Annotated in this window: 23 protein-coding genes; 11 read left to right on the forward strand and 12 right to left on the reverse strand. The window is 73.1% G+C overall.

Annotated elements, in window-relative coordinates; all coding sequences use genetic code 11:
• Positions 1-52: 52 nt before the first annotated feature.
• Together SM577_RS07120 and SM577_RS07125 are read left to right on the forward strand one after the other, a co-directional pair.
• On the forward strand, positions 53-1,024 hold the full coding sequence (locus SM577_RS07120) for a golvesin C-terminal-like domain-containing protein (RefSeq protein ID WP_368050137.1): 972 nt from the start codon (positions 53-55) through the stop codon (positions 1,022-1,024).
• Between the two features lie 159 nt (positions 1,025-1,183).
• Positions 1,184-2,032 (forward strand): YhjD/YihY/BrkB family envelope integrity protein, encoded by an 849-nt coding sequence (locus SM577_RS07125; protein WP_302917713.1) that lies wholly within the window; start codon positions 1,184-1,186, stop codon positions 2,030-2,032.
• Between the two features lie 87 nt (positions 2,033-2,119).
• Here the strand turns inward: SM577_RS07125 and SM577_RS07130 are convergent, their stop codons facing one another.
• Together SM577_RS07130 and SM577_RS07135 are read right to left on the reverse strand one after the other, a co-directional pair.
• Positions 2,120-3,286: an alkaline phosphatase PhoX gene (locus tag SM577_RS07130; RefSeq protein WP_474586522.1), complete on the reverse strand. Its 1,167-nt coding sequence runs from the start codon at positions 3,284-3,286 to the stop codon at positions 2,120-2,122.
• Positions 3,287-3,353: 67 nt separating this feature from the next.
• Positions 3,354-5,513 carry an MMPL family transporter gene (locus tag SM577_RS07135; RefSeq protein ID WP_474586523.1) on the reverse strand — a complete coding sequence of 720 codons (2,160 nt, stop codon included), beginning with the start codon at positions 5,511-5,513 and terminating at the stop codon, positions 3,354-3,356.
• Between the two features lie 102 nt (positions 5,514-5,615).
• On the opposite strand from SM577_RS07135, the gene SM577_RS07140 reads away from it, so the two are divergent.
• Complete coding sequence (locus tag SM577_RS07140; protein WP_302917716.1) at positions 5,616-6,338, forward strand: TetR/AcrR family transcriptional regulator; 723 nt, start codon at positions 5,616-5,618, stop codon at positions 6,336-6,338.
• Positions 6,339-6,438: 100 nt separating this feature from the next.
• Positions 6,439-8,031 (forward strand): phytoene desaturase family protein, encoded by a 1,593-nt coding sequence (locus SM577_RS07145; RefSeq protein WP_474580369.1) that lies wholly within the window; start codon positions 6,439-6,441, stop codon positions 8,029-8,031.
• Positions 8,032-8,137: 106 nt separating this feature from the next.
• Here the strand turns inward: SM577_RS07145 and SM577_RS07150 are convergent, their stop codons facing one another.
• Entirely contained in the window at positions 8,138-8,752 is a 615-nt protein-coding gene (locus SM577_RS07150; RefSeq protein WP_302918712.1) for a TMEM175 family protein, read from the reverse strand.
• A 152-nt stretch (positions 8,753-8,904) separates the two neighbouring features.
• Positions 8,905-10,485, reverse strand: coding sequence for a Rieske 2Fe-2S domain-containing protein (locus SM577_RS07155; RefSeq protein WP_474580370.1), 1,581 nt, complete (start codon positions 10,483-10,485; stop codon positions 8,905-8,907).
• 386 nt (positions 10,486-10,871) lie between these two features.
• Here SM577_RS07155 and SM577_RS07160 point away from each other — a divergent pair, with 386 nt between their 5' ends.
• Positions 10,872-11,093 carry a DUF2631 domain-containing protein gene (locus SM577_RS07160; RefSeq protein WP_474580371.1) on the forward strand — a complete coding sequence of 74 codons (222 nt, stop codon included), beginning with the start codon at positions 10,872-10,874 and terminating at the stop codon, positions 11,091-11,093.
• 85 nt (positions 11,094-11,178) lie between these two features.
• Here the strand turns inward: SM577_RS07160 and SM577_RS07165 are convergent, their stop codons facing one another.
• The 8 genes from SM577_RS07165 to SM577_RS07200 all read right to left on the reverse strand — a co-directional run bounded on the left by SM577_RS07165 (position 11,179) and on the right by SM577_RS07200 (position 20,164).
• The gene (locus SM577_RS07165) at positions 11,179-12,213 is read right to left on the reverse strand and encodes a DivIVA domain-containing protein (RefSeq protein WP_302917720.1); all 1,035 of its coding nucleotides are present in this window, start codon (positions 12,211-12,213) and stop codon (positions 11,179-11,181) included.
• Between the two features lie 31 nt (positions 12,214-12,244).
• Positions 12,245-13,396, reverse strand: a complete 1,152-nt coding sequence (gene rlmN, locus SM577_RS07170; protein ID WP_302917721.1) for a dual-specificity RNA methyltransferase RlmN — start codon at positions 13,394-13,396, stop codon at positions 12,245-12,247.
• 104 nt (positions 13,397-13,500) lie between these two features.
• On the reverse strand, positions 13,501-14,703 hold the full coding sequence (locus tag SM577_RS07175) for a phosphatidate cytidylyltransferase (RefSeq protein WP_302917722.1): 1,203 nt from the start codon (positions 14,701-14,703) through the stop codon (positions 13,501-13,503).
• Between the two features lie 317 nt (positions 14,704-15,020).
• A complete protein-coding gene (gene frr, locus SM577_RS07180) occupies positions 15,021-15,578 on the reverse strand; it encodes a ribosome recycling factor (protein WP_109904139.1) in 558 nt (185 codons plus the stop codon).
• Positions 15,579-15,657: 79 nt separating this feature from the next.
• Positions 15,658-16,425 (reverse strand): UMP kinase, encoded by a 768-nt coding sequence (gene pyrH / locus SM577_RS07185; protein WP_302917723.1) that lies wholly within the window; start codon positions 16,423-16,425, stop codon positions 15,658-15,660.
• Positions 16,426-16,586: 161 nt separating this feature from the next.
• A complete protein-coding gene (gene tsf / locus SM577_RS07190) occupies positions 16,587-17,441 on the reverse strand; it encodes a translation elongation factor Ts (RefSeq protein ID WP_302917724.1) in 855 nt (284 codons plus the stop codon).
• 137 nt (positions 17,442-17,578) lie between these two features.
• Positions 17,579-18,424: a 30S ribosomal protein S2 gene (rpsB, locus tag SM577_RS07195; RefSeq protein WP_302917725.1), complete on the reverse strand. Its 846-nt coding sequence runs from the start codon at positions 18,422-18,424 to the stop codon at positions 17,579-17,581.
• Positions 18,425-18,892: 468 nt separating this feature from the next.
• Positions 18,893-20,164 carry a hypothetical protein gene (locus tag SM577_RS07200; RefSeq protein WP_474586524.1) on the reverse strand — a complete coding sequence of 424 codons (1,272 nt, stop codon included), beginning with the start codon at positions 20,162-20,164 and terminating at the stop codon, positions 18,893-18,895.
• 357 nt (positions 20,165-20,521) lie between these two features.
• On the opposite strand from SM577_RS07200, the gene SM577_RS07205 reads away from it, so the two are divergent.
• The 6 genes from SM577_RS07205 (at position 20,522) to SM577_RS07230 (ending at position 26,011) form a co-directional block, all read left to right on the forward strand.
• Complete coding sequence (locus SM577_RS07205; protein ID WP_474586525.1) at positions 20,522-20,881, forward strand: YraN family protein; 360 nt, start codon at positions 20,522-20,524, stop codon at positions 20,879-20,881.
• An 84-nt stretch (positions 20,882-20,965) separates the two neighbouring features.
• Positions 20,966-22,504 carry a YifB family Mg chelatase-like AAA ATPase gene (locus SM577_RS07210; protein WP_474586526.1) on the forward strand — a complete coding sequence of 513 codons (1,539 nt, stop codon included), beginning with the start codon at positions 20,966-20,968 and terminating at the stop codon, positions 22,502-22,504.
• Positions 22,505-22,715: 211 nt separating this feature from the next.
• Positions 22,716-22,895, forward strand: coding sequence for a hypothetical protein (locus tag SM577_RS07215; protein WP_474586527.1), 180 nt, complete (start codon positions 22,716-22,718; stop codon positions 22,893-22,895).
• Positions 22,895-25,339, forward strand: coding sequence for a phage/plasmid primase, P4 family (locus SM577_RS07220; protein WP_474586528.1), 2,445 nt, complete (start codon positions 22,895-22,897; stop codon positions 25,337-25,339). Before SM577_RS07215 ends, SM577_RS07220 begins: the two co-directional genes overlap by 1 nt.
• A 250-nt stretch (positions 25,340-25,589) precedes the next feature.
• A complete protein-coding gene (locus SM577_RS07225) occupies positions 25,590-25,766 on the forward strand; it encodes a hypothetical protein (protein WP_474586529.1) in 177 nt (58 codons plus the stop codon).
• Positions 25,763-26,011: a hypothetical protein gene (locus tag SM577_RS07230; protein WP_474586530.1), complete on the forward strand. Its 249-nt coding sequence runs from the start codon at positions 25,763-25,765 to the stop codon at positions 26,009-26,011. Before SM577_RS07225 ends, SM577_RS07230 begins: the two co-directional genes overlap by 4 nt.
• Positions 26,012-26,288 lie beyond the last annotated feature (277 nt).

The following is a 26,288-nucleotide window of genomic DNA, read 5'->3' on the forward strand; positions in this document are numbered from 1 at the left end:
AAATACCTTCACCCCACCGCCCCTCGCACCCCTGACTCCCGGGAGGGACCCCGTGAAAATCGCCACCGCCGCACGCGCCCTGGTCGGCGGGCTGACCGCAGCCGCCATGGTGCTGCTCGGCCCGGCCGGATCCGCGTCCGCGGCGACCGTCACCGTGGACAACGCGACCGCCGGGCGCTTCACCGCCAGCACCAACTGGGGCACGTCGTCCTGGTCCAGCCAGAAGAACGGCGCGGACTACCGGTTCGCGACGCCGTACACCGGTGGCAGCGACGCCGCCTGGTTCAGCGCGTCGATCGCGGCGGCCGGCGCGCACCTCGTCGAGGTGTGGTACCCGGCCGACGCCGGCTACAACGACGCCACCCCGTTCATCGTCGCGACCAGCAGCGGCAACCAGACGGTGGTCGTGAACCAGCGCGCCAACGGTGGCCGCTGGGTCAGCCTCGGCACCTTCACCCTGGCCGCCGGCGACTACCCGGTGGTCGGGGTCAGCCGGTGGACCAACGGCACGGGCTACGTGGTCGCCGACGCCGTCCGGATCACGTCCAGCTCCGGCAACCCCGCCTTCGCCCTGCCGCTGCCGAAGAGCGCGCTGCCGCGCAGCGAGTACGACGACCCGCACCACGACTATCCCGCCATCGACCTCCCGGTCGGCACCGGCACCAGGGCGTACGCGGTGCGGGCCGGCACCGTGACGATCATCAACGACAGCTCCTGCGGCCAGGGCGTGAACCTCACCGGCACCGACGGAGCGGTCTACACCTACTGCCACTTCTCGGCGTGGTCGGTCAGCAACGGCGCCTCGGTCGCGCCCGGGCAGCAGCTCGGCCTCACCGGCAACACCGGCAACTCCACCGGGCCGCACCTGCACTTCGGCATCCGTACCGGCAGCACCCGCCGGTGCCCGCAGAACTTCCTGCTGGCGCTCTACGACGGGGTCACCCCACCGGCGGCCACCAGCCTGCCCACCACCGGCTGCTTCTACGCCACCCGCAGCACCGGCGAGGTGCAGCCGCTGGGCTGACCGGCGCAGCGCACCCGCCCGCCGACCCCGCCCGGACCACCCGTCCGGGCGGGGTTCCCGCCGTCTCCCCCAACCGGACGCCCCATCGCCCGGACCCCGGCCGTGGCCGGCCGGCGATCTCGATGCGTGGCGGCTGCCGGGAGGGGGAAAGGAACCGGGATGGGCGACGGCTGGCGGCGGGCGAAACGGATCGGCGCCGCGGCGTTCCGCCCGCTGCGCGGCCGGGACCTGTCGCTGCACGCCGCCGCCATCACGTTCTACGGCGCGATCGCCGTGGTCCCGGTGGCGCTGCTGGCGATCTGGTTGACGGCGCTGGTGGCCGGCGCCGAGCGGGTCCGCCGGCTCACCTCGTACGCCGTGCGGGCGCTGCCCACCGAGATCGGCGCGCCACGGGCGGTGGCCGCCCTGGTCGATGCCGGGGTGGAGCTGACCCCGCTGCTGGCGCTGGCCTCGCTGCTGCCGGCGTCGCTCTACGGCGAGGGGCTGCGCCGGGCGTTCGTCTCGGTGGCCGCCCCGCGCAACGACGAGTCGCTGGTCGGCTGGCGGGGCCGGCTGCTGCTGCTCCCGCTGCTCGCGCCGGCCCCGGCCCTGCTGCTGTCGATCCTGCTGGCGCTGCCGACCACCACCGGGCTGGTCCGCCAGGGCGGCTGGCTCGGGGCGCTCGGGGTGGTGCTGTCCTTCCTGGGGGTGTGGCTGGTGCTCACCCCGGTGCTGCTCTGGGTGTTCCGGGTGGTCGGGCCGGCGTCGCCGGACTGGCTCTCCGCGCTGGCCGTGGGCTCGTTCACGGCGGCCAACCTCTCCGGCTTCCTGCACGGGTTCGTGCTCTTCGCGTCGCTCCCGATCGACCTGGGGGCGCCGTTCGGCGGCTTCGACGAGATCGGCGCCGGCGTCGCCGTGCTCCTCTGGCTCTACCTGTTCCACGTGATCGTCCTGGCCGGCTACTCCGCCACCCTCGCCCTCTCCCACTGGCGCACCCACCACCCGACCCCGAACCCGGGTCGATCATGAAGTTAGCGGCCTGGAGAGCGCTTCCCGACGCCGCTAACTTCATGATCAACGCGCCCCCGGCCCGGATGGGCCGGGGTGGGGTGGGGGTTAGGGGCGGAAGGGGCCGGTGATTTCGTAGGTGACGCCGGCGGAGCCGGTGCGGTCGCCGGTGGTGCCGCGCTGCGAGGAGAAGTAGAGGCGGGTGCCGTCGGGCGAGAAGGCGGGGCCGGTGAGCTCGGACTCCGGGTGGCCGTGCAGGCGCAGGAACGGGGTGACCACGCCGGCGGGCGTGATCATGTTGATCTCCATGTTGCCGCCGTCCTCGGCCACGTACAGGTCACCGCCCACGGTGCCGGTGATGTTGTCCACCCCGGTCAGCGGCGCCGCGCCGGCCGGCACCAGCGAGTCGTCGTAGGCCAGGTCGAGGCGCTCGGCGACCGCGTCGTACGCCCAGACCCGGTTGTCGCCCTTGGTGGTGAACCAGCAGGTCCCGTCGGCGTACCAGCAGCCCTCGCCGCCGTCGAAGTGCTTGGCCGCGCCGACCTGGAAGCGGGTGGGCACCGGGAAGCCGTCCCGGTCCGGCACGTCCCGCCAGGTCACCGGCCCGGCGGTGGCCTCGGCGGGTGCGCAGAGCACCTGCAACCGGCCGGTGCGCAGGTCGCCCCAGGCGTCCGGGACGAAGCGGTAGAAGCAGCCGTCGCCCTCGTCCTCGGTCAGGTAGACCACCCGGCGGTCCGGGTCGCAGGCCGCCGCCTCGTGCTTGAACCGGCCCATCCGGGTGCGCTCCTCGGCCTCCCGGCCGCCCTGCGGCCAGGTCTCGAAGACCCGCCCGAGCGGCACCTCCTCGCAGGAGAGCCAGGTGCCCCACGGGGTCGCGCCACCGGCGCAGTTGACGTTGGTGCCGCCGAGGATCCGGTACGCCGCGACGATCGAGCCGTCGGCCGCGAAGCGCACCGCCGACGCGCCGCCGGCCAGCGGGATCTCCGAGTTGGAGACGTAGATCCAGCCGGTGCCGGCCGGGAAGCAGGCGCCGCCGTCGGGCGCCCAGTGCCAGGCGTACGAGGTGCCGGCGACCCGCTGCCCGGAGCGGGCGATCACCCGGCTGGTGAAGCCGGCGGGCAACTGGATGCCGTTGGCGTCGGCGGCGAGCAGTTCCCCGTACGGGCCCGGGCCGGGCTGGGCGGGGGCGGCCAGCGCGGCGCAGGCCCAGAGGCTGCCCGAGAAGGCGGCGGTGCCGCCGGCGACGGTGGCGCGCAGGACGGTGCGACGGTCCATCGGAGACCTCCCGGTGAGAGTCGATGCCCCGTCGACGCTAGAGCCGACGGAGCATCGATGGAAGTCTCTACCCGGTGAACGCGGGGTGACGCTCCGCCGGCTCCGGCTCGGCGCCCTCGCGGATGCCGTACCGGCGGTAGAACCGGCCGAGCGGCCCGGGCGCCCACCAGTTCCACCGCCCGAGCAGGCGCATGGTGGCCGGCACCAGCAGCGCCCGCACCAGCGTCGCGTCGACCACGATCGCCACGATCATGCCGATCCCGATCAGCTTGATGTAGGCCATGCCGCCGGTGGCGAAGCCGGCCACCACGATGATCAGCAGCAGCGCGGCGGCGGTGATGATCCGGCCGGTGTGCTGCAACCCGGCGGCCACCGAGGCCGTGTTGTCCCCGGTCCGGTCCCACTCCTCGCGGACCCGGGAGAGCAGGAACACCTCGTAGTCGGTGGCCAGCCCGAACAGCACCGCGAGCATCAGGATCGGGTTGCTCGGCTCGATGAACCCGGTCGGGGTGAAGCCGAGCAGGTCGGCGAGGTGGCCGTCCTGGAAGATCCAGACCACCACGCCGAACGACGCGCCGATCGAGACCAGGTTCATCAGCACCGCCTTGACCGGCAGCACCACCGAGCCGAAGGCGAGGAAGAGCAGCAGCAGGGTGGCCGCGGCCATCAGCAGGGCCATCCACGGCAGCCGGTCGGCGAGGCTGTCCAGCAGGTCCCGGTCGGCGCCGGGCCGGCCGCCGACCAGCACCTCGGCCCCGGCCGGCGCGGGCAGGTCGCGCAACTGGCGGACCAGGGCCTGGGCGACCTCGCCGGTGGGCTCGCCCGGGTAGCTCACGGTCAGCAGCGTCGACTCGCCCCGGTTCGCGGCCACCTGCACCGCGCGCACCCCGGGCAGGCCGGCGATCCGGTCGGCGAACGGGCCGACCGCCTCGGCCGGCGCCCCGGAGACCAGCACGTCGATCGGGGCGACCGTGCCGCCGGGGAACTCCGCGGCGATCCGCTCGGAGACCACCCGGGGCGCGGCGTCCGCGGGCAGCACCCGCTCGTCGAAGCCGCCGAACTCCATCCGCAGCGACGGCACGGCCAGCACGGCGAGCAGCAGCACCACCCCGACCAGGTAGCGCACCGGCCGGCGCATCACGCTGCGGGCGATCCGGGCCCAGGCGCCGCCGCCGGCCGCCGGCCGACCGCCCCGCCGCCACGGCAGCGGTACGCGCCACGCGTCGATCCGCGGGCCGAGCACCGCGAGCAGGGCCGGCAGCACGGTGAGCGCGGCGAGCATGGCGACCAGCACCGCGGCCATCCCGCCGAGACCCATCGAGCGCAGGAAGGACTGCGGGAAGATCAGCAGGCTGGCCATGGCGAGGGCGATGGTGAGCCCGGAGACCAGCACGGTACGGCCGGCGGTGGCCATGGTGCGCCCGATCGCCGTCGGGGTGTCCCGGCCGGCGGCCAGCTCCTCGCGGAACCGGCTGACCACGAAGAGCGCGTAGTCGACAGCCATGCCCAGGCCGATCAGCGTGATGATGTTGATCGCGAAGATCGACACGTCGGTGAAGAGGTTGACCAGCCGGACCGCGACGAACCCGCCGAGGATCGCCAACCCGCCGATCAGCAGCGGGGTGGCCGCGGCGACCAGGCCGCCGAAGATGAGCACCAGCAGCACCAGCAGCACCGGCATGGAGAGCAGCTCCGCGCGGGTGATGTCCTCCGTGGTCTGCCGGTTCGCCTCGTGCAGGAACGGCACGTTGCCGCCCGTCTCGGTCCGTACGCCGGGCGTCTCGATCGCCGGCCGCAGCGCCTCGTACGCGGCCGTCTTGCCGTCCTCCTCGGCCGGCCGGAGCTGGACCAGCGCGTAGGTGGCCCGGCGGTCGGTGGCGAGCAGCGCGGGCGCCTGGGTGTCGTACCAGGTGGTGACGTTGGCGACCTCGGGACGCTCGCGCAGCCGGGTGACGGTCGCGGTGACCGGGTCACGGAAGGCGGGCTGGTCGGCCGTCACCGAGTCGCTGGACCAGAGCACGACCACGTCGGCCCCCTGCGGGCCCAGCTCGTCGGTGATCCGCTCGTGCGCCCGGCTGGACTCGCTGGCCGGGTCGTCGAACCCGCCCCCGGTCAGCTGCCCGAAGACCCCGGCCCCCCAGGTCGATCCGACCGCGACCAGCAGCACGGCCGCGGCGAGCACCGCCCAGCGCAGCCGCACCACCGCTCGTCCCCACCACGCGAACATGGCCTCCCCCTCCGCCGACGGCTAAACTGTGACCATCGCTCATTTGAGTGAACGCCGTTAACTATCGCAACGGCGTTCGCTTTGGTCAAGGGGGTTAGCCGCATGACCGCACCGACCCGACGGGAACGCCTGCGTACCGCCACCCTCGCCGAGATCAAGGCGGGGGCGCGCCGGCTGCTGGTGACCGGCGGGATCGACGCGGTCTCGCTGCGCGCCATCGCCCGTGACATGGGCATGACCGCGCCGGCCATCTACCGCTACTTCCCCAGCCTGGAGGCGCTGGTCGCGGCGCTCGCCGCGGACCTCTTCGACGAGCTGCGACTGGGCCTGGAAGCGGCCCGGGACGCCGCCGGCGGCGAGCCGGTCGACCAGCTCCTGGCCATGTGCCGGGCGTTCCGGGCCTGGTCGGTGGCGCACCCCGCCGAGTTCGGGCTGATCTTCGGCGCGCCGACCCCGGGGCTGGCGACGTTCGTCGACGACTGCGTCGACCCGGACCATCCCGGTGCCCGGCTCGGCGCGGTCTTCCTCGCCCCGATGATCGACCTGTGGCACCGCTCCCCGTTCCCCACCCCGCCGGTCGAGCTGATCCGGGAGCGCCTCGGCGACCGGCTGGAGCCGCTGCGACTCAGCCACGGCGACATCCCGATCGAGGTCACCTACACCTTCCTGGCCGGCTGGACCCGGCTCTACGGCCTGATCGCGGCGGAGGTCTTCCAGCAGTTGACCTGGGCGGTCACCGAACCCGAGGCGCTGTTCGAGCTGGAGCTGGGGGCGTTGGCCGGCCAGTTGGGCGGCGTCGACCGGCCGGACGGCACGGCCCGCTAGCCCCACGCGTGGACGGCCACGACCGGCCCGGGCGGCGCGCCCGGGTGGCGGCCGGCGAAGGGCTGACCGGCGGGCCGGGCGGGCACTAGGCTCCCGCGGCATGAGTGACGAGCTGCCGACCCGGGCCGACGTGGTGATCGTCGGGTCCGGGCACAACGGTCTGGTGTCCGCGATCCTGCTGGCCCGCGCCGGCCTCGACGTGCTGGTGCTGGAGGCGGCCGAGGTGATCGGCGGGGCGACCCGGACGGAGAACCCGTTCCCGAAGGTGCCCGGCCTGCGCCACTCCACCGGTTCCTACCTGCTCGGGCTGATGCCGCCGGAACTGCTCGCCACGCTCGACGTCCGCATCCCGGTGCTGCGCCGCGACCCGCACTACTTCCTGCCCACCCCGGGCCCGGAGGGCTCCCCGTACCTGCTCTTCGGCAGCGACACCGCGGCCACCCGGGCGCAGCTCACGGAGTTCTTCTCCCCCGCCGACGTGGCCGCCGACGACGCCCTCCAGGCCGAACTGGCCGCGCTCCGCGACGACCTCGCGCCGGTCTGGCTGGCCGACCCGCTGACCGTCGAGGAGACCGCCGAACGGTACGTCCGCCCGGCGCTGCGCCAGGTCTTCGTCGACCTGGTCCGCGGCTCGGTCGCCGACTACCTGGCCCGCTTCGACTTCCGCTCCGAGCTGCTGGTCTCGATGTACGCGGTCACCGACGGCCTGTCCGGGCTGAACGCCGGCCCGGACGACCCCGGCACCGGCCACAACTTCCTGGTGCACAACATGTGCCGGCTGCCCGGCTCCGGCGGCACCTGGATGATCGCCGAGGGTGGGATGGGCACCGTGTCGCGGACCTTCGCCGAGGCCGCCCGGGCCGCCGGGGCGAGGATCCTGACCGGCACCGGCGTCAGCGCGATCACCCTGTCCGGCGGCGCGGCCAGCGGGGTGGTCCTCGCCGACGGCCGGGAGGTGGGCGCCCGGGTGGTGCTCGGCGCGTGTGACCCGTACGCGCTGATGGACCTGCTGCCCGACGGCGCGCTACCGGCGCCGCTGGCCGAGCGGATGGCGGCGGTCCGGCGCCCCGGCACCACGCTCAAGCTCAACCTGGCGCTGAGCGGCCTGCCCCGCTTCTCCTGCCTGCCCGCCGACGCGCCCAGCCCGTTCGGCTCGACCATCCACCTGCTCCCCGGCTCGGCCTCGCTGATCGGCGGCGGCGAGTCGCCGATGACCGCGCTGCGCGCGATGTGGGCGGACGTGCGGGCCGGCCGGCTGCCCGCGGAGCCGACCATCGAGTGGTACCTGCACACCACCGTCGACCCGTCGCTCTCGGACGGGCAGGGCCACCACTCGTCGGCGCTCTTCGTCCAGTCCGTCCCGTACGAGCTGGCCGGCACCAGCTGGGACGAGGCGCTGCCCGGGTACGTCGACCAGCTGATCGCGATCTGCGAGCGGTACGCCCCCGGCACCGGCGACCTGATCGCCGACGCGGTGCCGCTGACACCGCCCGGCATCGAGGCGCACTTCGGCATCACCGGCGGGCACATCCACCACGTCGACAACACCGTCTCGTTCACCGACCGGATGCCGTACGCCACCGGGATCGACGGCGTCTACGCCGGCAGCGCCGGCTGCCACCCGGCCGGCAGCGTCATCGGCGCCGCCGGCCACAACGCCGCCCGCCGCATCCTCACCGACCTGACCCCCTGACCCACCGCACCGCCGTCTCAGGCCCCCCGTTGACCATGAAGTTGTTCACCGCGCGCACGGCGTGTCCTGGCGACAACTTCATGATCGACGGGGGTTGGTGGCCGGGTCAGCGGGCGGAGGAGGGGAGGTCGCCGGGGCCGCGGACCAGGTAGACGCCGATCAGCAGCAGGTAGAGGCAGAGGCTGAGCACCGGGTTGACGAAGACGAAGGCGAACGCCACCAGGTAGAGCACCGGGCCGACCAGGAAGCGCAGCGCCACCGCGCGGGCCAGCCGGGGATCCAGATCGGGGTGCAGCAGCCGCCGGCGCCGCGCCCACCACCAGCTCAGGTTGAAGAAGAGCGCCTCGCCGAGCACCGAGCCGACGTAGAGCGCCGCGGTCAACCGCTGGTCGGTCACGCTGCCGCGCAGGTTGTCCGCGAGCAGGTCGGCGGTGAACGGGATGGCCGCGACGAAGAGCAGCAGGAGCAGGTTGAACACCAGCAGCAACTGGTCGACCCGGACGACGTAGCGCCACATGTTGTGGTGGGTCAGCCAGACCTGGCCGACGATCGCGAAGGTGATCACGTACGCCAGGTAGGCCGGCCACTCGTGCGCCAGCGCCTCGGTGAGGTCCCGCTCGGAGCGCGGGCCGAGCTGGAGCAGCTCGACCGCCATCAGGGTGAGCACGATCGCGATGACCGCGTCGCTGAACGCCTCCACCCGGGACGCGTCCCGGGCCATCTCCCGGTCACGCGAGTACCGGTACCCCGAGTCCTCCTCGTCGGGCTGCGTCACGCCCACCCCCGCGCGCCCTGCCCGCTACCGGTCCGTCCGGAGCGGGGCGGCACACCTGCATGGTCGCGCAGGTACGGGGGTGGGCGCGGAGGTTCGTCTCAGCTGGCGCTCTCGCCGGCCGGCGCCGGGGTCTCGGCGTCGACCCGGCGCGCCCGGACCTTGTGGCCGACGCTGGTCAGGCAGCGGCCGCTGGCCAGGTCGAACCGCCACCCGTGCAGCTGGCAGGTGAGCTGGTCGCCCTCGACGATGCCGAACCGGCTCAGGTCCGCCTTCAGGTGCGGGCAGCGCCGCTGCACCACCCAGTCGCCGAGCGTGATGTCCTCCGCGTCGACCGCCCGCTCGTGCTCGTCGTACCAGCCCTCGGCGTACTGGAGCCGCTCCTCGGAGAGGCACTTGAAGAACGCGTAGACGAACTCGTTGTACTGGCCGATCCGGGCGGCGGAGAACCGGCAGGACAGGAAGAGCGAGTTGACCCAGTCCACCTCGCCGATGTGCAGCAGGTGCTCGACCAGCGCCCGCTCGGTGCGGAACCGGTACCGGACCTTCTCGTCCGCGTACGGCCGGACCTGCTTGCCCGGGAAGTCCACCACGATCGACTCGACGCTCTCCCCGTCGTAGCCGACCAGGTCGAAGCGGACCGGACCGCCGACCCCCTTGGCCAGGTAGATCGACTCGTCGAGCAGCGGCTCGACGCGCCGCTTCATCTCCTTCAGGACGTCGATCTCCGGGTGCCGCCAGGACGCCTTCTCCGCCTCGATGACCGGGCGCTTGCGCTCGCGCATCTCCTCCAGGTGGGCGACCTTGTTGGCGAAGAACTCCTCGACCGGGACCGGGTGGGTGGTCTCGCAGCCGTCGGCGGTGACCTCGGCGACACTGCCCGGCAGCAGCACCACGCCGTTGCTGCCGCCGACCTTGGCGTACTCGCGCAGGAAGACCGACTGGTCCGGGAAGATGTTCCCCTCGTCGCCGAAGATGTCGTTGAACTGCCACAGCTCGTCGTCGAGGAAGCACGGCGGGCCGGCGATCGGGAAGACGTGCGACGCCTTCAGGTCGTCGATGTAGCGCCAGGTGCGGTCGAACTGCCGGTCGCGCTTCTGCTTGCCGAACGCCGTCTTGGCGGCCTGCGGCAGCTCGTAGACCATCGGGTACCAGATCGCCCCGGAGAACTGGAGCAGGTGCGCGTGCACGTGACCCAGCTCGGCGAAGACGCTCAGGTCGGTGGGGCGGGCGTCGTTCTGGTTCAGCAGCCGGACGCCGTCGTACTCGACCCAGAGCGAGGAGTCGCCGATCGGGCCGTCGGTCGGGCTGGTCAGCGCCTGGATCATGATCTTCAGGCCGCCGGGCAGCTCCACGACCTGCTCGTTCGGCGCCTTGAGGAACTTGGTGAAGCCCAGCTCCCGGAACTCGTCCTCCATCTCCGAGGTGGGGAACTCGGGGAGCAGCACTGTCGCGTCCTTCGACACGAAGTCCCGCAGGTGCTTGGCGTCGAAGTGGTCCCGGTGCAGGTGCGAGACGTAGAGGTAGTCGACCTGGCCGAGGGTCTCCCAGTCGAGCTGGGAATTGTCCGGGAAAGGGAACCATGAGGCGAAGTAGGCAGGATTGACCCACGGGTCGCACAGGATGCTGCCCGCGGCCGTGTCGATCCGCATGCTGGCGTGCCCCGTACCGGTCACTCGCACCGCAGTTCTCCCTCGAAAAGACAAACAAGGTGTACGTCCGAACGCTACCGGAGGCAGTGTGGCCGCCGGCCCGCGACGCCGGTAGTGCCGTACCGCCCCGGTCCGCCCGGGTCCTTCGGCCCGGGTTCCCGGTTCCCGCGCCGGCCGGCGCCGAATCCTCGCCGGTGCGGCGGTCCCGGCGCCCGGCACTCGACCGTCGGCGTCAGCCGGCCGCGCCGCCGGGTGCCCGGCCCGCCAGCGCTCCAGCGGCGGCCGCACGCGGGGCCGGACCCGCCGCACACCGCTGCGGGGCATGTCGCGGCTCGCATCCGGCCGGACCCTGCGCCGGGCCCGGTACGGGGCGTGCCAGACTAACCAGAGATCCGATCGCGAGGGAAGGACCGACAGTGGCAGGAAGCGAGCCGGTAACGTCGCCAGACCAGCACAAGCCCGGGCACCGCAAGGCCGGGCGGATCGGCGCGGTGCTGACCGCGCTGGCGCTGCTGGCGATGATCTGCGGCAACCACGAGGGCAGGGTCGAGGACATCTGGCTGGTCGGCCTGGCCGCGCTGCTGCTGATCATCGTCATCGGCGACGCGGTGCTGCGGCGCAACGGCCTGCGCTCCTGACCAAGACGGCCACCCGCCGGCATCTTTCGCGACACGTACGAGGGCCCGCCCCCACACCGGGGAGCGGGCCCTTCGTGACGGTCGGTCAGCGGCCGAAGAGGATGTCCTGCACGTCCTTGAGCGCGGCGTCGACCTCGGCCTCGAAGTAGCCGCCCTGCACCAGGCCGAAGCGGAGGGTGTCCAGGTCCTTCGGGTTCACCGGCATCGGGTTGCGCCCGGCCATCCCGCCGAGCAGGCTCTCGAAGAACCGGTCTACCTGGTCGGGGTCGTAGCCGCTGCCGAACCGGCGCACCTGGAAGCTGCGGCGGATCTGGTCGACCCGGTAGAGGTCGCTGCCGGGCGGGCCGGCCATCGGCGGGCCACCCATCGGCGGGCCACCGGCCGGCGGGCCGCCCATCGGCCCGCCGCCGAACCCCTGCTGCGGCATCGGCGGCGGCCCGGCCGGGCCGCGACCCCGCAGGTCCCGCTCCGGCATCCGGATCTCGGCGGTCATGTCGGTCCGGCCGCGCCGGCCCGCCTCGAAGCCGTCGAAGCGCTGCTCGTCCGGGCCGTAGCCGCCCGGGCCGGCGGGCAGGCCGCGCGGCGGCGGGCCGCCGTGCCCCATCGGGCCGGGGCCCATCGGCGGGTTCGGGCCGGCCGGGCCGCGCGGCGCGTCGTAGCCCCCACGCGGGGCGTCGTAGCCCCCGGCGAAGGCGCCGGTCGGCTCGTCGTAGCGGCCGTAGCGGTCGGCCGGCGGCGGACCGGCCTGCGCGGGCATCGGCCGGGGCGGCATCGGCTGCGACACCGGCGGCATGCCCCGCTCGTCGCGCATCGGCGGACCCATCCGGTCCGGCGGGCCGAGGCGGTCGCCCATCCGGGGGTCACCGCCGCGCCCGCCGCGCTCCTCCAGCTCGGCGAGCTGCCGCTCGACCCGGTCCAGGTGCAGGTCGACCTGCCACTCGTCGTAGCCGTTGAACCGGACCCGGAAGACGACGTCGTGGACCTCCTGCGAGGCCACCGGGGCGCCGACCGGCTGACCGGCGAGTGTCGCCTCGACCCGGTCGAGGAAGGCGTCCACCTCGTCGACCTTGTATCCCCGGCGGAGCGCCTTGCGCCGGAAACGCTGACCCTGACTCGCCACTATGTCTCCTGGTCTCGTTCGCTACGGCCGGTCACGCCGTCGTCTCCGTGGTCCGGTCGGTGTCCCTGTCCTCGGCGGCGGCCAGCTGCCCACACGCTCCGTCGATCTCGCGGCCTCGGGTGTCCCGCACCGTCGTGGACACCCCGGCGTCGCGCAACCGCCGGACGAACTCCCGTTCGACCGGCTTCGGGCTGGCGTCCCAGCGGCTGCCCGGAGTCGGGTTGAGCGGGATCAGGTTCACGTGGGCCAGCTTGCCGGCCAGCAGCCGGCCGAGCAGGTCCGCTCGCCACGGCTGGTCGTTCACGTTCTTGATCATCGCGTACTCGATCGACACGCGACGGCCCGTTGCGGCCGCGTAGTCCCACGCTGCGTCCAGCACCTCGGCTACCTTCCAGCGCTGGTTCACCGGCACGAGTTCGTCGCGCAGATCATCATCGGGGGCGTGCAACGACAGCGCAAGAGTCACCGAGAGGTCTTCGCTGGCCAGTCGGCGGATGGCCGGAACCAGCCCGACCGTGGAAACGGTGATGTGCCGCTGGGACAGGCCGAGCCCCTCCGGCGCGGGCGCGATCAGCCGCCGGATCGCGGCGACCACCCGGTTGTAGTTGGCCAGCGGCTCGCCCATGCCCATGAAGACCACGTGCGACAGCCGAGGCGGCGACCCGGCCACCGCTCCGGAGGCGGCCACCCCGGCCAGGTAGACCGCCTGGTCGACGATCTCGGCGGTGGAGAGGTTGCGGGTCAGCCCCGCCTGGCCGGTGGCGCAGAACGGGCAGGCCATACCGCAGCCGGCCTGGCTGGAGATGCAGACGGTGACCCGGTCCGGATAGCCCATCAGCACGCTCTCCACCAGCGAGCCGTCGTGCAGCCGCCAAAGCGCCTTGCGGGTCGCGCCGTCGTCGCAGGCCAGCTCCCGTACCGGGGTGAGCAGCCGGGGCAGCAGCCGGTCGGCCAGCCGCTCCCGGGTGGCGGCCGGCAGGTCGGTCATCTGCGCCGGGTCGCGGACCAGCCGGCCGAAGTAGTGGGTGGAGACCTGCTTGGCCCGGAACGCCGGCTCCCCCAGCTCGGTGACCAGCGCGCGACGACCGGCGAGGTCGAGGTCGGCGAGGTGGCGGGGTGGCATGCTCGCCCGGCGCGCGCCGGGGGCGTCGGGGTCCACGGGGATCAGGGGCAGGCTCGTCATGGCGCGTCCAGTCTGTCACGCCGGATGGCGGAAGCACCTGTCCGGACGTGCCGAATCGACCCTGGCCTGGTGGAGGACCCCCGCGCCGGTGCGTGACCCATGCCTCAGCCCACCACCGGCGCGAAGACCACCAGCAGCAGGTACGCGGTCGGCAGGGCGAACAGGATCGAGTCGAGCCGGTCCATCAACCCGCCGTGGCCGGGCAGCAGGTTGCTCATGTCCTTGATGCCCAGATCCCGCTTGATCATGGACTCGCCGAGGTCGCCGAGGACCGCCGCGACGGAGACCGCCAGGCCGAAGACCGCGCCCCACCACGGGGCGACGTCGAGCAGCAGCCAGAGCAGCACGGCGCTGCCGAGCGCCGCCGCGGTGACCGAGCCGGCGAAGCCCTCCCAGGACTTCTTCGGGCTGATGGTCGGCGCCATCGGGTGCTTGCCGAAGGCCACCCCGGCCGCGTACCCGCCGGTGTCGGAGAGCACCACGGCGACCAGGGTGACCAGCACCCGCAGGTGGCCGTCGTCGGGCACCGCGGCCAGCAGCGCGGCGAACCCGCCGAGGAACGGCACGTAGACGGCGATCAGGGTGGCCGCGGTGAGGTCGCGCTGGTAGCCGCCCGGACCGTCGCCCAGCCGCCAGACCATCGTGCCGAGCACGGTGACCAGCAGGCCGAGGCAGAGCGCGTCGGGGCCGGCGAACCAGGCCAGCCCGACGGTGAGCACCCCGCCGGCGATCAGCGGCACCAGCGGCGGGTGGGCGCCGCTGCGGCGTACCGCGCGGGCCATCTCCCAGACGCCGACGCCGACGGCGGCGGCGACCACCACCAGGAAGGCCGGCCGGTAGAGGAAGAGCGGCAGCAGGATCGCGCCGACGCCGAGGCCGAGGCCGACCGCGATGGCGGCCGGCAGGTTGCGCCCGGCCCGGCTCGGCTGGGTCGGCGGCCGGCCGGCGCTGGCCCGGCGCCGTCCCCGCTGCCGCCGGCCCGGCGCGGGCTCCGGCTCGCGGGCGGGCTCCGGCTCGCGGTCCGCCCGCACCGGCTCCAGTTGGGCGGTCGGGTAGTCGTCGGGGTCGCGGTGGCCGTTCATCCCGGCCGGCCGCTCGCCGTACGGCTGGCCGGGGTACGCCTCGACGCCGGGGTACGGGTCGGCCGGCGGACGGGTCAGCCCGCGCGGCTCGGCGTACCGGTCGGGAACCGGGCGGCGGTCCCACGGAGCCGGTTCGATCTCCGGCTCGGGCCAGGGCAGGGCGGTCGGGCGGTCGGGTCGGTCCCAGCCGCGCGGCTCACCGCCGTAGGGGTCGAGGTGGGACATCACGCACCGAGCGGAGCCGGCTCGAGATTCACCACATGACGCAAGCGCACAACCATCCCCTACAGGCGTGACTGTTCCTCCGGTTGACCGGCCCGACGGCCGGTCGATTCCCGCCGTTCACCACGAGGTGGCCGGGAATCCTGCCGAGCCTACTGCACCCGTCGCGCCGGCACGGCGGACGATGTCCCGGCCCCTCGTCCGGCCCGCTCCGGCCGGGCGCACCGCCGGCCGGCTACCCGTCGCGCCGTCGCCACCGGCCCGGATCGCCACGAGGCCCGCTCCCCGTCGGGGGCGGGCCTCGTGCGACGACGTACGGCTCAGACCTCGAGCAGCTCGGTCTCCTTGTGCTTGACCAGCTCGTCGACGTTGGCCACGTAGCGCTGGGTCAGGTCGTCCAGCTCCTTCTCGGCCCGGCGGCCCTCGTCCTCGCCGACCTCGCCGTCCTTGACGAGCCGGTCGAGCTCCTCCTTGCCGCGGCGGCGGATGTTGCGGATCGCCACCTTGGCCTCCTCACCCTTGTGCCGGGCCACCTTGATCATGTCGCGGCGGCGCTCCTCGGTCATCTGGGGAAGCAGGATGCGCAGCTGGTTGCCCTCGTTGTTGGGGTTCACCCCGAGGTCGGAATCGCGGATCGCCTTCTCCATGGCGTTGATCTGCGAGTTGTCGTACGGCTTGATGATGGCCATCCGCGGCTCGGGGATGGCCACGGACGCCATCTGGGTCAGCGGCGTCGGCGTTCCGTAGTAGTCGATGATGACCTTGGAGAACATGGCCGGAGTGGCGCGGCCGGTGCGGATGGCCCCGAACTCCTCCTTGGCGTGCTCGACCGCACGCTCCATCTTCTCCTCGGCCTCGAGGAGGGTGTCGTCGATCACCGGTCTCCTCGCCTCCTTCTGTGCTCGTCGTGGGCTGTGCTGGGTGTCGGAGGACCGTCGGGTGGGCCGTGGCGCCCGCTCAGGCGGTGATCAGGGTGCCGATCTTCTCGCCCGCCACGGCTCGGATGATGGTGTCGTCGCCCTGGGCGCCGAAGACCAGCATCGGCAGGCCGTTCTCCATGCAGAGGCTGAACGCGGCGGCGTCGGCGACCCGGAGGTTGCGCTGCAGCACCTCGGAGAAGGTGATCGAGTCGAACTTGCTGGCGGTCGGGTCGATCCGCGGGTCGGCGGTGTAGACGCCGTCCACGCCGTTCTTGCTCATCAGCACCACGTCGGCACGGATCTCCAGCGCGCGCTGCGCGGCCACCGTGTCGGTGGAGAAGTACGGCATGCCGGCGCCCGCGCCGAAGATGACCACGCGGCCCTTCTCCAGGTGGCGGATGGCGCGCAGCGGGATGTACGGCTCGGCGACCTGGGCCATCGTGATCGCGCTCTGCACGCGCGTCTCGATGCCCTCCTTCTCCAGGAAGTCCTGCAACGCGAGGCAGTTCATCACGGTGCCGAGCATGCCCATGTAGTCGGCCCGGGCCCGGTCCATGCCGCGCTTCTGCAACTCGGCGCCGCGGAAGAAGTTGCCCCCGCCGACCACCACGGAGACCTGCACGCCGCGCCGGGCCACGGTGGCGATCTGCCGGGCCACGGCCTGTACGACGTCCGGGTCGACGCCGACCGCGCCGCCGCCGAACACCTCGCCGGAGAGCTTCAGCACCACCCGGCGGGCCCGGCCGGGGGGCGGCGCCGTCGGATCGTCCGCCGCCAGCGTCCGGTCACTCACAACCTGCGTCATCCGCCCCGCCCTTTCCCACGCGCACGCCTGGTGCGCCGCCTACCGCGAAACTGCCGCTGCCGACCCTATGTGACGAGGAGGCCGCGGTGCCTGTCACGTACACCGGCGGCCTCCTCGTCGACGTTCCTGCCCACGGGCGCGTGCGCGCCCGATCAGGCGGCTCAGGCCTGGCCGACCTCGAACCGCACGAAGCGGGTGACCTCGATGCCGGCCTCGGCCAGCATCTGCTTCACCGTCTTCTTGTTGTCGGCGACCGACGCCTGCTCGACCAGGACGTAGTCCTTGAAGAAGGCGTTGACCCGACCCTCGACGATCTTCGGCAGGGCCGCCTCGGGCTTGTTCTCCTCGCGGGCGGTCTGCTCGGCGATGCGCCGCTCCGACTCGACGACGTCGGCCGGCACCTCGTCGCGGGTGAGGTACTTCGGCCGCATCGCCGCGATCTGCATGGCGACCGCGCGGGCGTCGGAGTCCGACGCCTCGTCGTCAGCGGTCGACCGGCCGGCGCTCGCCGGGGCGGTGGTGTACTCCACCAGCACGCCGACGGCCGGCGGCAGGTCCTGGCTCTTGCGGTGCAGGTAGACGGCGGTGGTGCCGTCGACCTTGGCGAACCGGTTGAGCACCAGCTTCTCGCCGATCTTGGCGGACTGCTCCTGGACCAGGTCGGCGACGGTCTTGCCGTCCAGCTCGCTCGCCAGCAGCTCCTCGGCGTTGGTCACGCCGACGCGCGCGCCGTGCTCGACCAGCTGCTGAGCCAGCGCGATGAAGGCGTCGGTCTTGGCGACGAAGTCGGTCTCGCAGTTGAGTTCGAGCAGCGCCTTGCCGGAGTGCGCGATCAGGCCGTTCGCGGCGGTACGACCGGCGCGCTTGCCGACGTCCTTGGCGCCCTTGACGCGCAGGATCTCGATGGCCTTGTCGAAGTCGCCCTCGGCCTCGGTCAGCGCCTTCTTGCTGTCCATCATGCCGGCGCCGGTGAGGTCGCGGAGCTTCTTGACGTCCGCGGCGGTGAATTGGGACATGGCTCTCTCTTCGGTGTTGAGACGGCGTGTGGATGGTCAGAGGGGCCGGTTACCCGGATCCGGGCGGGATGTGCCCGGTGGGCCCGTCGCCACCCCGCCATCCGCCGAAACGGACGGCGGGGCAGCGACGGTACGCCTCACTCCGCGGCGGCGGCGGCCGGCTGCCCGGCAGCCTGCTCCGGCTGGTCCTCGGCCTTCTTCGGCTCCTCGAGCAGCTCGCGCTCCCACTCGGCGAGCGGCTCGTCGGAGGCCACGCCCGGCTCCGGCTTCTCGTCGGTGCCCCGGCGACGGCCGGAACGGGCGATCAGGCCGTCCGCGACGGCGGCGGCGACGACCTTGGTCAGCAGCTCGGCCGAGCGGATCGCGTCGTCGTTGCCGGGGATCGGGAAGTCGACCTCGTCCGGGTCGCAGTTGGTGTCGAGCACGGCGATCACCGGGATGCCCAGCTTGCGGGCCTCGTCGACGGCGATGTGCTCCTTCTTGGTGTCGACCACCCAGATCGCGGCCGGGAGCTTCTGCATGTCGCGCAGACCACCGAGGGTGCGCGACAGCTTCTCCTTCTCGCGGGAGAGCTGCAGGGTCTCCTTCTTGGTGTAGCCGGCGGCGGTGCCGCTCAGGTCACCGAGGGCCTCCAGCTCCTTCATCCGCTGCAGCCGCTTGTACACGGTCTGGAAGTTGGTCAGCATGCCGCCGAGCCAACGGTGGTTGACGTACGGCTGGCCGACCCGGGTCGCCTGCTCGGCGATCGCCTCCTGGGCCTGCTTCTTGGTGCCGACGAAGAGGATGCTGCCGCCCTCGGCGACGGTGCCGCGCACGAAGTCGTACGCCTTCTCGATGTAGTCGAGCGTCTGGCGCAGGTCGATGATGTAGATACCGTTGCGCTCGGTGAAGATGAAGCGCTTCATCTTCGGGTTCCAGCGCCGGGTCTGGTGCCCGAAGTGGACACCGCTCTCCAGCAGCTGACGCATGGTCACGACGGCCATGGTGGGGTACTCCTTGCGTCCCTGGTTGTCCCGCCCGGCCGGCGGCCGGGCGTCCTGGCGCCCGGTCGCCGGCCATGGCGGGCCCGACCAAGATCGGGACCAGGGAGGCCGTCGCCCCACGACGGCTCGTGGAGAGGGCGCGCGAGGTCGACCGCGCGAGGCGGTCGCCAGTCGACCAGTGTACGCCCTCCCCCCGCCCGCCGGCCCCCGGGTGCGCGCGGCACCGGCCCCGCCCACGATGTCGATCTCCACCACCGGGCCGGCGACCGGCGCGGCGGCACCGGCGGCGGCCCGGCGGGCGGCCGGTCGCCGGCCGACCGGGTGGTCTGTTGGCGACCGGCCGGCCGGGCATCCGGTCGGCGTCGGTCCGGGCGGTCAGCGGCCAGCCGGCCGGGTCGTCAGCCACCGGCCCGGCCAGGTCGTCAGACGCCGGCCGGCCAGGTCGTCAGGCGCCGGCCGGCCGGGTGGTCAGTTGGCGGCGAGGGCGGCGGCGACGAAGAGCACCAGGCCGACCGTCAGGTAGGCCGTCGGCGGGCGCAGCCAGCCCCGCCCCCCGTCCGCCAGCGACAGCCCGCCGGTGCGCAGCCCGTACAGGCCGACCGCGAAGATCGGCAGGCCGCAGACCAGGAAGGTGCCGACGACCACGTCGGCGGCCGACACCGGATCATCCGTCACGCCGGTGACCAGCACCCGCAGCGCGGGAATCTCGAAGATCGCCACCAGCACGGCGAAGAGCACGGCCAGCGCCGGCCGGCGGGTGCGGTAGACGCCGTCGCCGACCGGTACACCCGGGCCGGCCGCCGCCGGGTAGGCCGGCAGTTCGCCGCGCGGCCCGACCGACGGCATCGGCCCGGTCGGCAGCTCCAGCGGGTGCGGCGCTTCCGTGACCGGAGCGGCCGGCGGCACCGTCGGCTCGGCCGCTCGTCCGGGCGCCTCCGCGGGGCGGGCCGGCTCGGTCGCGCGAGCGGGCTCGACGATCGGATACCCGGCCAGCGGCGCCGGCCGCGCCGGGTCTACGCCGACGCCGGTCAGCGCGGCCGGCCGGCTCGGGTCAGGCCCGGCACCGGTCAGCGGGTCCGGCCGGGCCGGGTCAGCGCCGGCACCGGTCAGCGGGGCCGCGACCGGCGTGGCGACGTCGCGCGGTTCCCGGGCGGCCCGGCGACCCGCCCGGTCGCCGGGCAACTCGCCGGAGGTCTCCGCGGGATCCGGTTCCGCCCGGCGAGAGCGGCCCGTCCGGTATCCGTCCGGCTCGCCCCGGCTGTCCTCCTCCCGCGGCTCGGCGGCGGCGTACCGCCCGGGCTCGCCCATCGTCGCCGCACCGAACCGGCCGGCGTCCCCGTCTCCGGCGCCGCCGAACCGGGCGTCGGCGTACCGGCCGCTGTCGACGTCGCCGGCCCCGAGGTGAGCCCGGCCCGGGTCCACCGCGGCGAACCGCCCGGAGTCGGGCTCCGCGCCGAAACGAGCGCTGTCCGGGTCCGCCTCGAAGCGCCCGGTGTCCGGCTCCGCGCCGAAGCGCCCGGTGTCCGGCTCCGCGCCGAAGCGACCGGGGTCTCCGTGACGGCCGGGGAGGTCGGCGTATCGGCCCGCCTCGGCGCCGCGCTGCTCCGGCGGCCGGAACTCCTCGTCCCGGTACCGCGGCTCGGCCGCCGTACGCCAATCCGCTTCGGCGTAGCCGCGCTCCGGTTCTCCGGAATACCAGCGCGGCTCTCGATCTTCGGCAGAACTCCGTCGTCCGTCCACGTCCGGCACCGTATGTGACCCGCCGTACGAACGCCATTCGCCCCCCGGCCAGGCATTCGACCCACTCGGCCCCACCGCAGGTCCAAGATCGTCTGGCCCTCGGAAGGCGTGGCCCGTTGCTCAGCGACAGACGATCGGGCGAGCAGCGCGCCCAGCCGGCCGGGAGCGCCAACCGCCGCGGCCGGGGCGGGGCGGTGCGCCGGTCGACGGTCGTCCCGGCACGCCGACCGGGCCCGGACGACGCGGGCCATAGCACGGCAGGGGCATGATCGTCCGGCTGTCCACAACCGGCCCGGCTGTCCACAGCCAGCCGGGCCGGGGCGGCGCGTCCGAGCCGGTCCGCGGGAGGGTGCCGGCATGACGACGCGGAACCAGGCGGTCGGCGCGTACGGCGAGCGCTGCGCGGTGCGACACCTCATCGAGGCGGGACTGCGCCCGGTGGCCCGGAACTGGCGCTGCCCCGCCGGCGAGATCGACATCGTCGCCTGGGACGGGCCCGTGCTCGCCTTCTGCGAGGTGAAGACCCGGGGCACCGGCGAGTTCGGCACCCCGGCCGAGGCGGTCGTCCCGGCCAAGGCCCGGCGGCTGCGCGGCCTGGCCGCCCAGTGGCTGGCCGAGACCGGCACCACCGCCGACGAGGTCCGCTTCGACGTGATCTCGGTACGGCTCGGCCCCGCCGGGCCGGCCCGGGTGGAGCACCTGAAGGGGGCGTTCTGAGATGCCGGGCCGGCGGGAATGGCGCGCGCGGACGGCCGGGCGGTCGGGCGGCCAGGGTGGCGCGGCCGGGACGGCGGTGCCGGCGTGAGCTACGCCAAGGTGCTCTGCGTGGGTCTGGTCGGGGTGACCGGGCACCTCGTGGAGGTGGAGGCCGACCTGGCGCCCGGCCTGCCGGCGGTGGTCATCTCCGGGCTGCCCGACACCGCCCTGCACGAGGCGCGGGACCGGGTCCGGGCGGCCGTGGTCAACTCCGGCCAGCGCTGGCCGAACCGGCGGATCACCCTCAACCTGCTGCCCGCCACCCTGCCGAAGTTCGGTTCGGCGTTCGACCTGGCGATCGCGGCGGCACTGCTGGGCGGCTCCGGGGAGCTGCCGCTGCTCCCGCTGGAGCGGGTGGTGGTCCTCGGCGAGCTGGGCCTGGACGGCACCGTCCGGCCGGTCCGCGGCGTGCTGCCGATGGTCGCGGCGGCGGCCCGGGCCGGCGTGAACCGGGTGATCGTGCCGGCCGACAACGCCGCCGAGGCCGCGGTCATCCCCGGGATCCGGGTCCGCGCGGTGGACACCCTGCACCGGCTGGTCAGCTTCGTCCGCGACGGTGAGCCGCTGATCGAACCGGCCGCCGCCGGGCCACCACCGCCCGCGGAGGGCCCCGACCTGGCCGACGTCGCCGGGCAGGGCCTGGGCCGGCGGGCGCTGGAGGTGGCCGCTGCCGGTGGTCACCACCTCGCGCTGCTCGGGCCGCCCGGGGCCGGCAAGACCATGCTCGCCGAGCGACTGCCGTCGATCCTGCCCGAACTGGACGACGAGGACGCGCTGGAGGTCACCGCGCTGCACTCGATCGCCGGCCTGCTGCCGGCGGGCGGCCGGTTGATCCGGCGTCCGCCGTTCCAGGCGCCGCACCACAGCGCCACCGTGCCGTCGCTGGTCGGCGGCGGATCAGGGCTGGCCCGTCCGGGCGCTGTGTCACTGGCCCACCGAGGGGTGCTCTTCCTCGACGAGGCGCCCGAGTTCAGCAAGGGAGCGCTGGACGCGCTGCGCCAGCCGCTCGAGAACGGCCGGGTCCAGCTGGCCCGCAGCCGGGGCGGCACCGAGTATCCCGCCCGCACCCAACTGGTGCTGGCCGCCAACCCGTGCCCGTGCGCCAAGCCGGGCGGCGACACCTACTGCGAGTGCTCGCCACTGGTGCGCCGGCGCTACCTGGGCCGGCTCTCCGGTCCCCTGCTAGACCGGATCGACGTGCAGGTGCGGCTGCCCCCGGTCCGGGCGGCCGAGCTGATGCAGGCGACCGCCGAGAGCGAGTCGTCGGCGGCGGTCGCCCGGCGGGTGGTGGCGGCCCGGCAGGCGGCGGCGGCCCGCTGGTCGGCGATCGGTCGCCGGCTCAACGCGGAGATACCCGGCCCGTTCCTGCGCCGCCCGCCCTGGCGGCTGTCCGCCGAGGACACCGCCGAGCTGCGGGCGCGGCTCGACTCCGGTTCGATCTCCGCCCGCGGCTTCGACCGGATCATCCGCCTCCCGTGTATCTGGCCACAGCGTAACTGGTGCGGGCAGAAAATCCTACGGCCGGACGGCCCGCGTCCGAGGTGGATGGACGGCCGGGAGCGGGCGCGAGTGACTAAGAAATGAGGGAATTGTTAGTAAGAATGGGAGTGAGCTACCGCCACTATAGTATTGGCGCACGTCACACAAGGCGATTCCGATAGCGCTTTGTGGTGGACGTAGCGCTTCGTTACTGTGAATACATGCGTGAAACGACGAATCACCGGGCCGGTCAGGGGACGCGCGGGATGCTCTCTACCGCATAGAGGTAGTCCCAGAAAGGCATCCCACGATGCCGATGACCACGGAAGCACGCCGCGCCGCCGCGTTCAAGATGACCCCGGAAGCCCGCAAGGAGCGCGCCCGTAAGGCACACCTGGCCAGCGCCGTCAACGCGGTGGTGAACCGGGCACCCGACCTGACCGCCGAGCAGGTGGCCCGGCTCCGGGCAGTGTTCGCCCCGGCGGTGAACCGCTGATGACCGACATGGAAAAGCGGCCCACCCCGCAGCAGGCCGCCCCCAACAACTCCGCCTCCAATGGTACCGGAATTCACTCAGAATTGAGTAAATCCATCACGCTCACCGAGATCGGGACCGTTGTCGGCGGCGGCAATTTCATGCCGGACGTGCCGCTCACCAAAGCGCACTGGCACGAACTGACGAACCGGTCCGCGATCGACCCGGAGGTTATCGCCGAGCGCGGATACGTGTCGGTAGACCGGCCGCGCAGCGCCGATAGTGACGCGATCCCGACCCTGCCCGGCCTGGCCGGCACCGGTGACCGGCGCGAGCAGTTGAAGCGGCTCGGGTTCCCGACGTGGGCCGTGCGCGAGCCGGGCTACTTCCCCATGTTGTGGCTCCCGAAATGGAGTCCGACCGGCACCAAACTGCCCGGCCAGATCAAGCCGTGGCGCGCGGTACCCAACCGGGACGGCCGGCCGATGAAGTACGCGTCCGCGCGGGGAGCCACCGGCCTGGACGTACACCCGCGCTGGACGCGCGACCCCGACCCGGAGGGGCGGGACGTGGCGGCGCTGCCGGCCATTCAGGATCCGGACGTACCGCTCTGGATCACGGAGGGGATCAAGAAGGCGGACGCGCTCACCTCGCGCGGTGTCTGCACGGTCGGGCTGGATGGGGTGTTCAACTGGCGGAACAGTCACGCCACGTTGGGCGACTGGGAAGACGTGCGGCTCAAGGGGCGCGAGGTCACGGTCTGTTTCGACGCGGACGCGTTGACCAAGCCGGCCGTACTCCGGGCCATGAAGCGGCTCGGCCGGTGGCTCCGGTCCAAGGGCGCGCGGGTGCTCTACGTGGTGCCGGAGGTTATCGCCGAGGGCGTCAAGGGCGTGGATGACTACTTTGCGGCCGGCGGCACGCTGGCGGCACTGGAGGCGCGGCGGCAGGCCAAGCCGTACGAGGAGCCGGCCACCGTGGACACCTTCACGGATGCGCGGATGGCGGAGATCGTGGCCGGGGACGTGCTGGACGGCGCGTTCTGCTGGACCGCCGGACTCGGGTGGCTGGCGTGGGACGGCAAGCGGTGGGCGGCCGTGACGGACACGGAGGTCACGGAGGCTGTCCGGCAGTACGTCATCGGCCGGTACACGGAGGCGCTGGAGGAGGAGAAGGAACGCGCCGCGAGCGGTCAGGATGGCGACCGGCGCGACCTGGACGGCTGGCACAAGATGCAGCGGGCACAGCGGATCGCGGACGTGCTCCGGCTGGCGCGAGGGATCGCGGGCGTGCTGCGCGACGCGGCGGAGTTCGACGCCGACCCGGACGTGCTCAACACCCCGACCGGAGTCGTGGACCTGCGCACGGGCGCGGTGTTCCCCCACGACCCGGACATGATGATCACGAAGATCACCGGGGTCGGGTACCGGCCGGGGGCGGAGTCGGAGGCGTTCAAGACGGCGCTGGAGGCCGTGCCGGAGGACGCGCTGGACTGGCTCCACCTGCGGATCGGCCAGGCCGCCACCGGACACCCGGCGGACGACGGCCGGATGCTCCTGCTGACCGGCGGAGGCCGCAACGGCAAGACGGCGCTCATGGGCACGGTGTTCCGGGCGCTCGGCGGCGGGGAGCGTGGCAACGGCTACGCCGCAAAGGTGCCGAACACGTTGCTACTCAAGGGAAAGGCGCTCGGCGCGGCCACCCCGGAGAAGATGACGCTGCGCGGTACCCGGCTCGCCTACATGGAGGAGACGCCGGAGGAGGGCTACCTGGATTCACAGGTGGTCAAGGAACTGATGGACGCGGAGGCTATCGAGGGCCGAAAGCTCTACCGGGACTTCGTGACCTTCGCCCCGTCGCACTCGATCTTCCTGAACACGAACCACGCCCCAACCGTCACGGACACCGGGGATGGCGCGTGGCGGCGGCTCGCCCGGATCGACTTCCCGTACCGGTTCCGGCTGAACGGTGACCCGATCGAGCGGGAGACGGACCGTGTGGGCGATCCCCGGCTCAAGGCCAAGCTGGCCACCACGGAGGCGCAGGAGGCCGTGTTGGCGTGGATCGTGGCGGGCGCGATCCGGTGGTACGCGGCCGGCTCGCTCTCGGCGGACGCCGGGGATCCGGCATCCGTGCGGGCGTCGCTCCAGCGGTGGCGGGAAGCGTCGGATGACGTGCTCCGGTTCCTGAGCGAGCGGATGACGTTCGACCCGGACCGGTGGGTGTCCTCCGACGCGCTCTACACCGCGTTCAAGGAGTGGCTGGCCGCGAACGGGCACCGGCCCATGTCGTCCAAGGAGTTCGTCAAGCGGCTCAAGGGTCACAGCGCGCTCCCGACGTACGTGGAGGCCAAGCAGGTCCGCTCCAGCCGGCCGGGCGTGTCCCACCCGGATCAGTGGCTGGCCGGGCGCGCGCTGCCGGAGAAGCCGCGCGCCGTGGTCGGGCTGGCGTTCGCCACCGACTGAGGCCGTGTCTCACGTGCCTCAGGTTGCCAACAACTCTCCCTAAGAGCACTCCCTAGGGGAAGTTGTACGCGATCTGAGGCACGTGAGACACCCCGGCGTTTTCCCTGCTCACTGCCAATATCGACAGACCTGGAGATAGACCATGACGACCACGACGATCGGCTACCTGTTCACCAGCCCGCGAGGCACCATCACAATCGCGGTCCCCTGCGAGCCGTGCCGCGCCTTCCATTGGCACGGTGCCGGCACCGTGGAGCGCCCCCTACACGCGCCCGGTGACGTGACCGAGCGCGCGTCGCACTGCCACAACGGCAACCGGTACTCCGCCATCCGGATCTCGGAGGTGCCGTACGACCGGGCGTGGGTGACGCCCATGCGCGGCCGGTTCTCCACCGCGTACCGGCGGCACCTGGAGGCGGCCCGGTGAGCGTGGACACCTGGACGCGGTGGTCCGGCTACCGGCCGGAGCCGGCGGAGGAGTGGCGTTTCGCCCGGACCCGCGCCGAGATCCTGGAGGAGCTGGACCTGTGCTCCGTCCCGCTGGACGCCACCCCGAAGCGAGCGTGCGCGCTGCTGGAGTGCAACGGCGTATGGGCGGTCCCGACCGCCGTCAAGCAGGCGTTGCGGCACCGGCGCGAGCAGTTGTCCGCCGTGTCCGGACAGAGCGCGTAGGGCAGGCGGACACGGTGGACAGCAACCGGGCCGGACACCACGTGGTGTCCGGCCCGTTGTCCGTGCCATGCGTTCCGTCCGGACATCCGGACCTAGGTCCACCAAATTCCCGCTCCAGCGTGCGCGGGATCTCGGCACTGCCGGACCCACCTTCGGACCCACCCTGTCCGGGGCGCTGTCCGCTGTCCGTCCGGCTCACGGTCCACCGTTGTCCGGCCGAAGCTGTCCGGCCGGGTCAAAGTGTCCGCCACGTCCGCGTGTTGCTGTCCGGGCTGTC

Source organism: Micromonospora desertarenae (assembly GCF_056150265.1).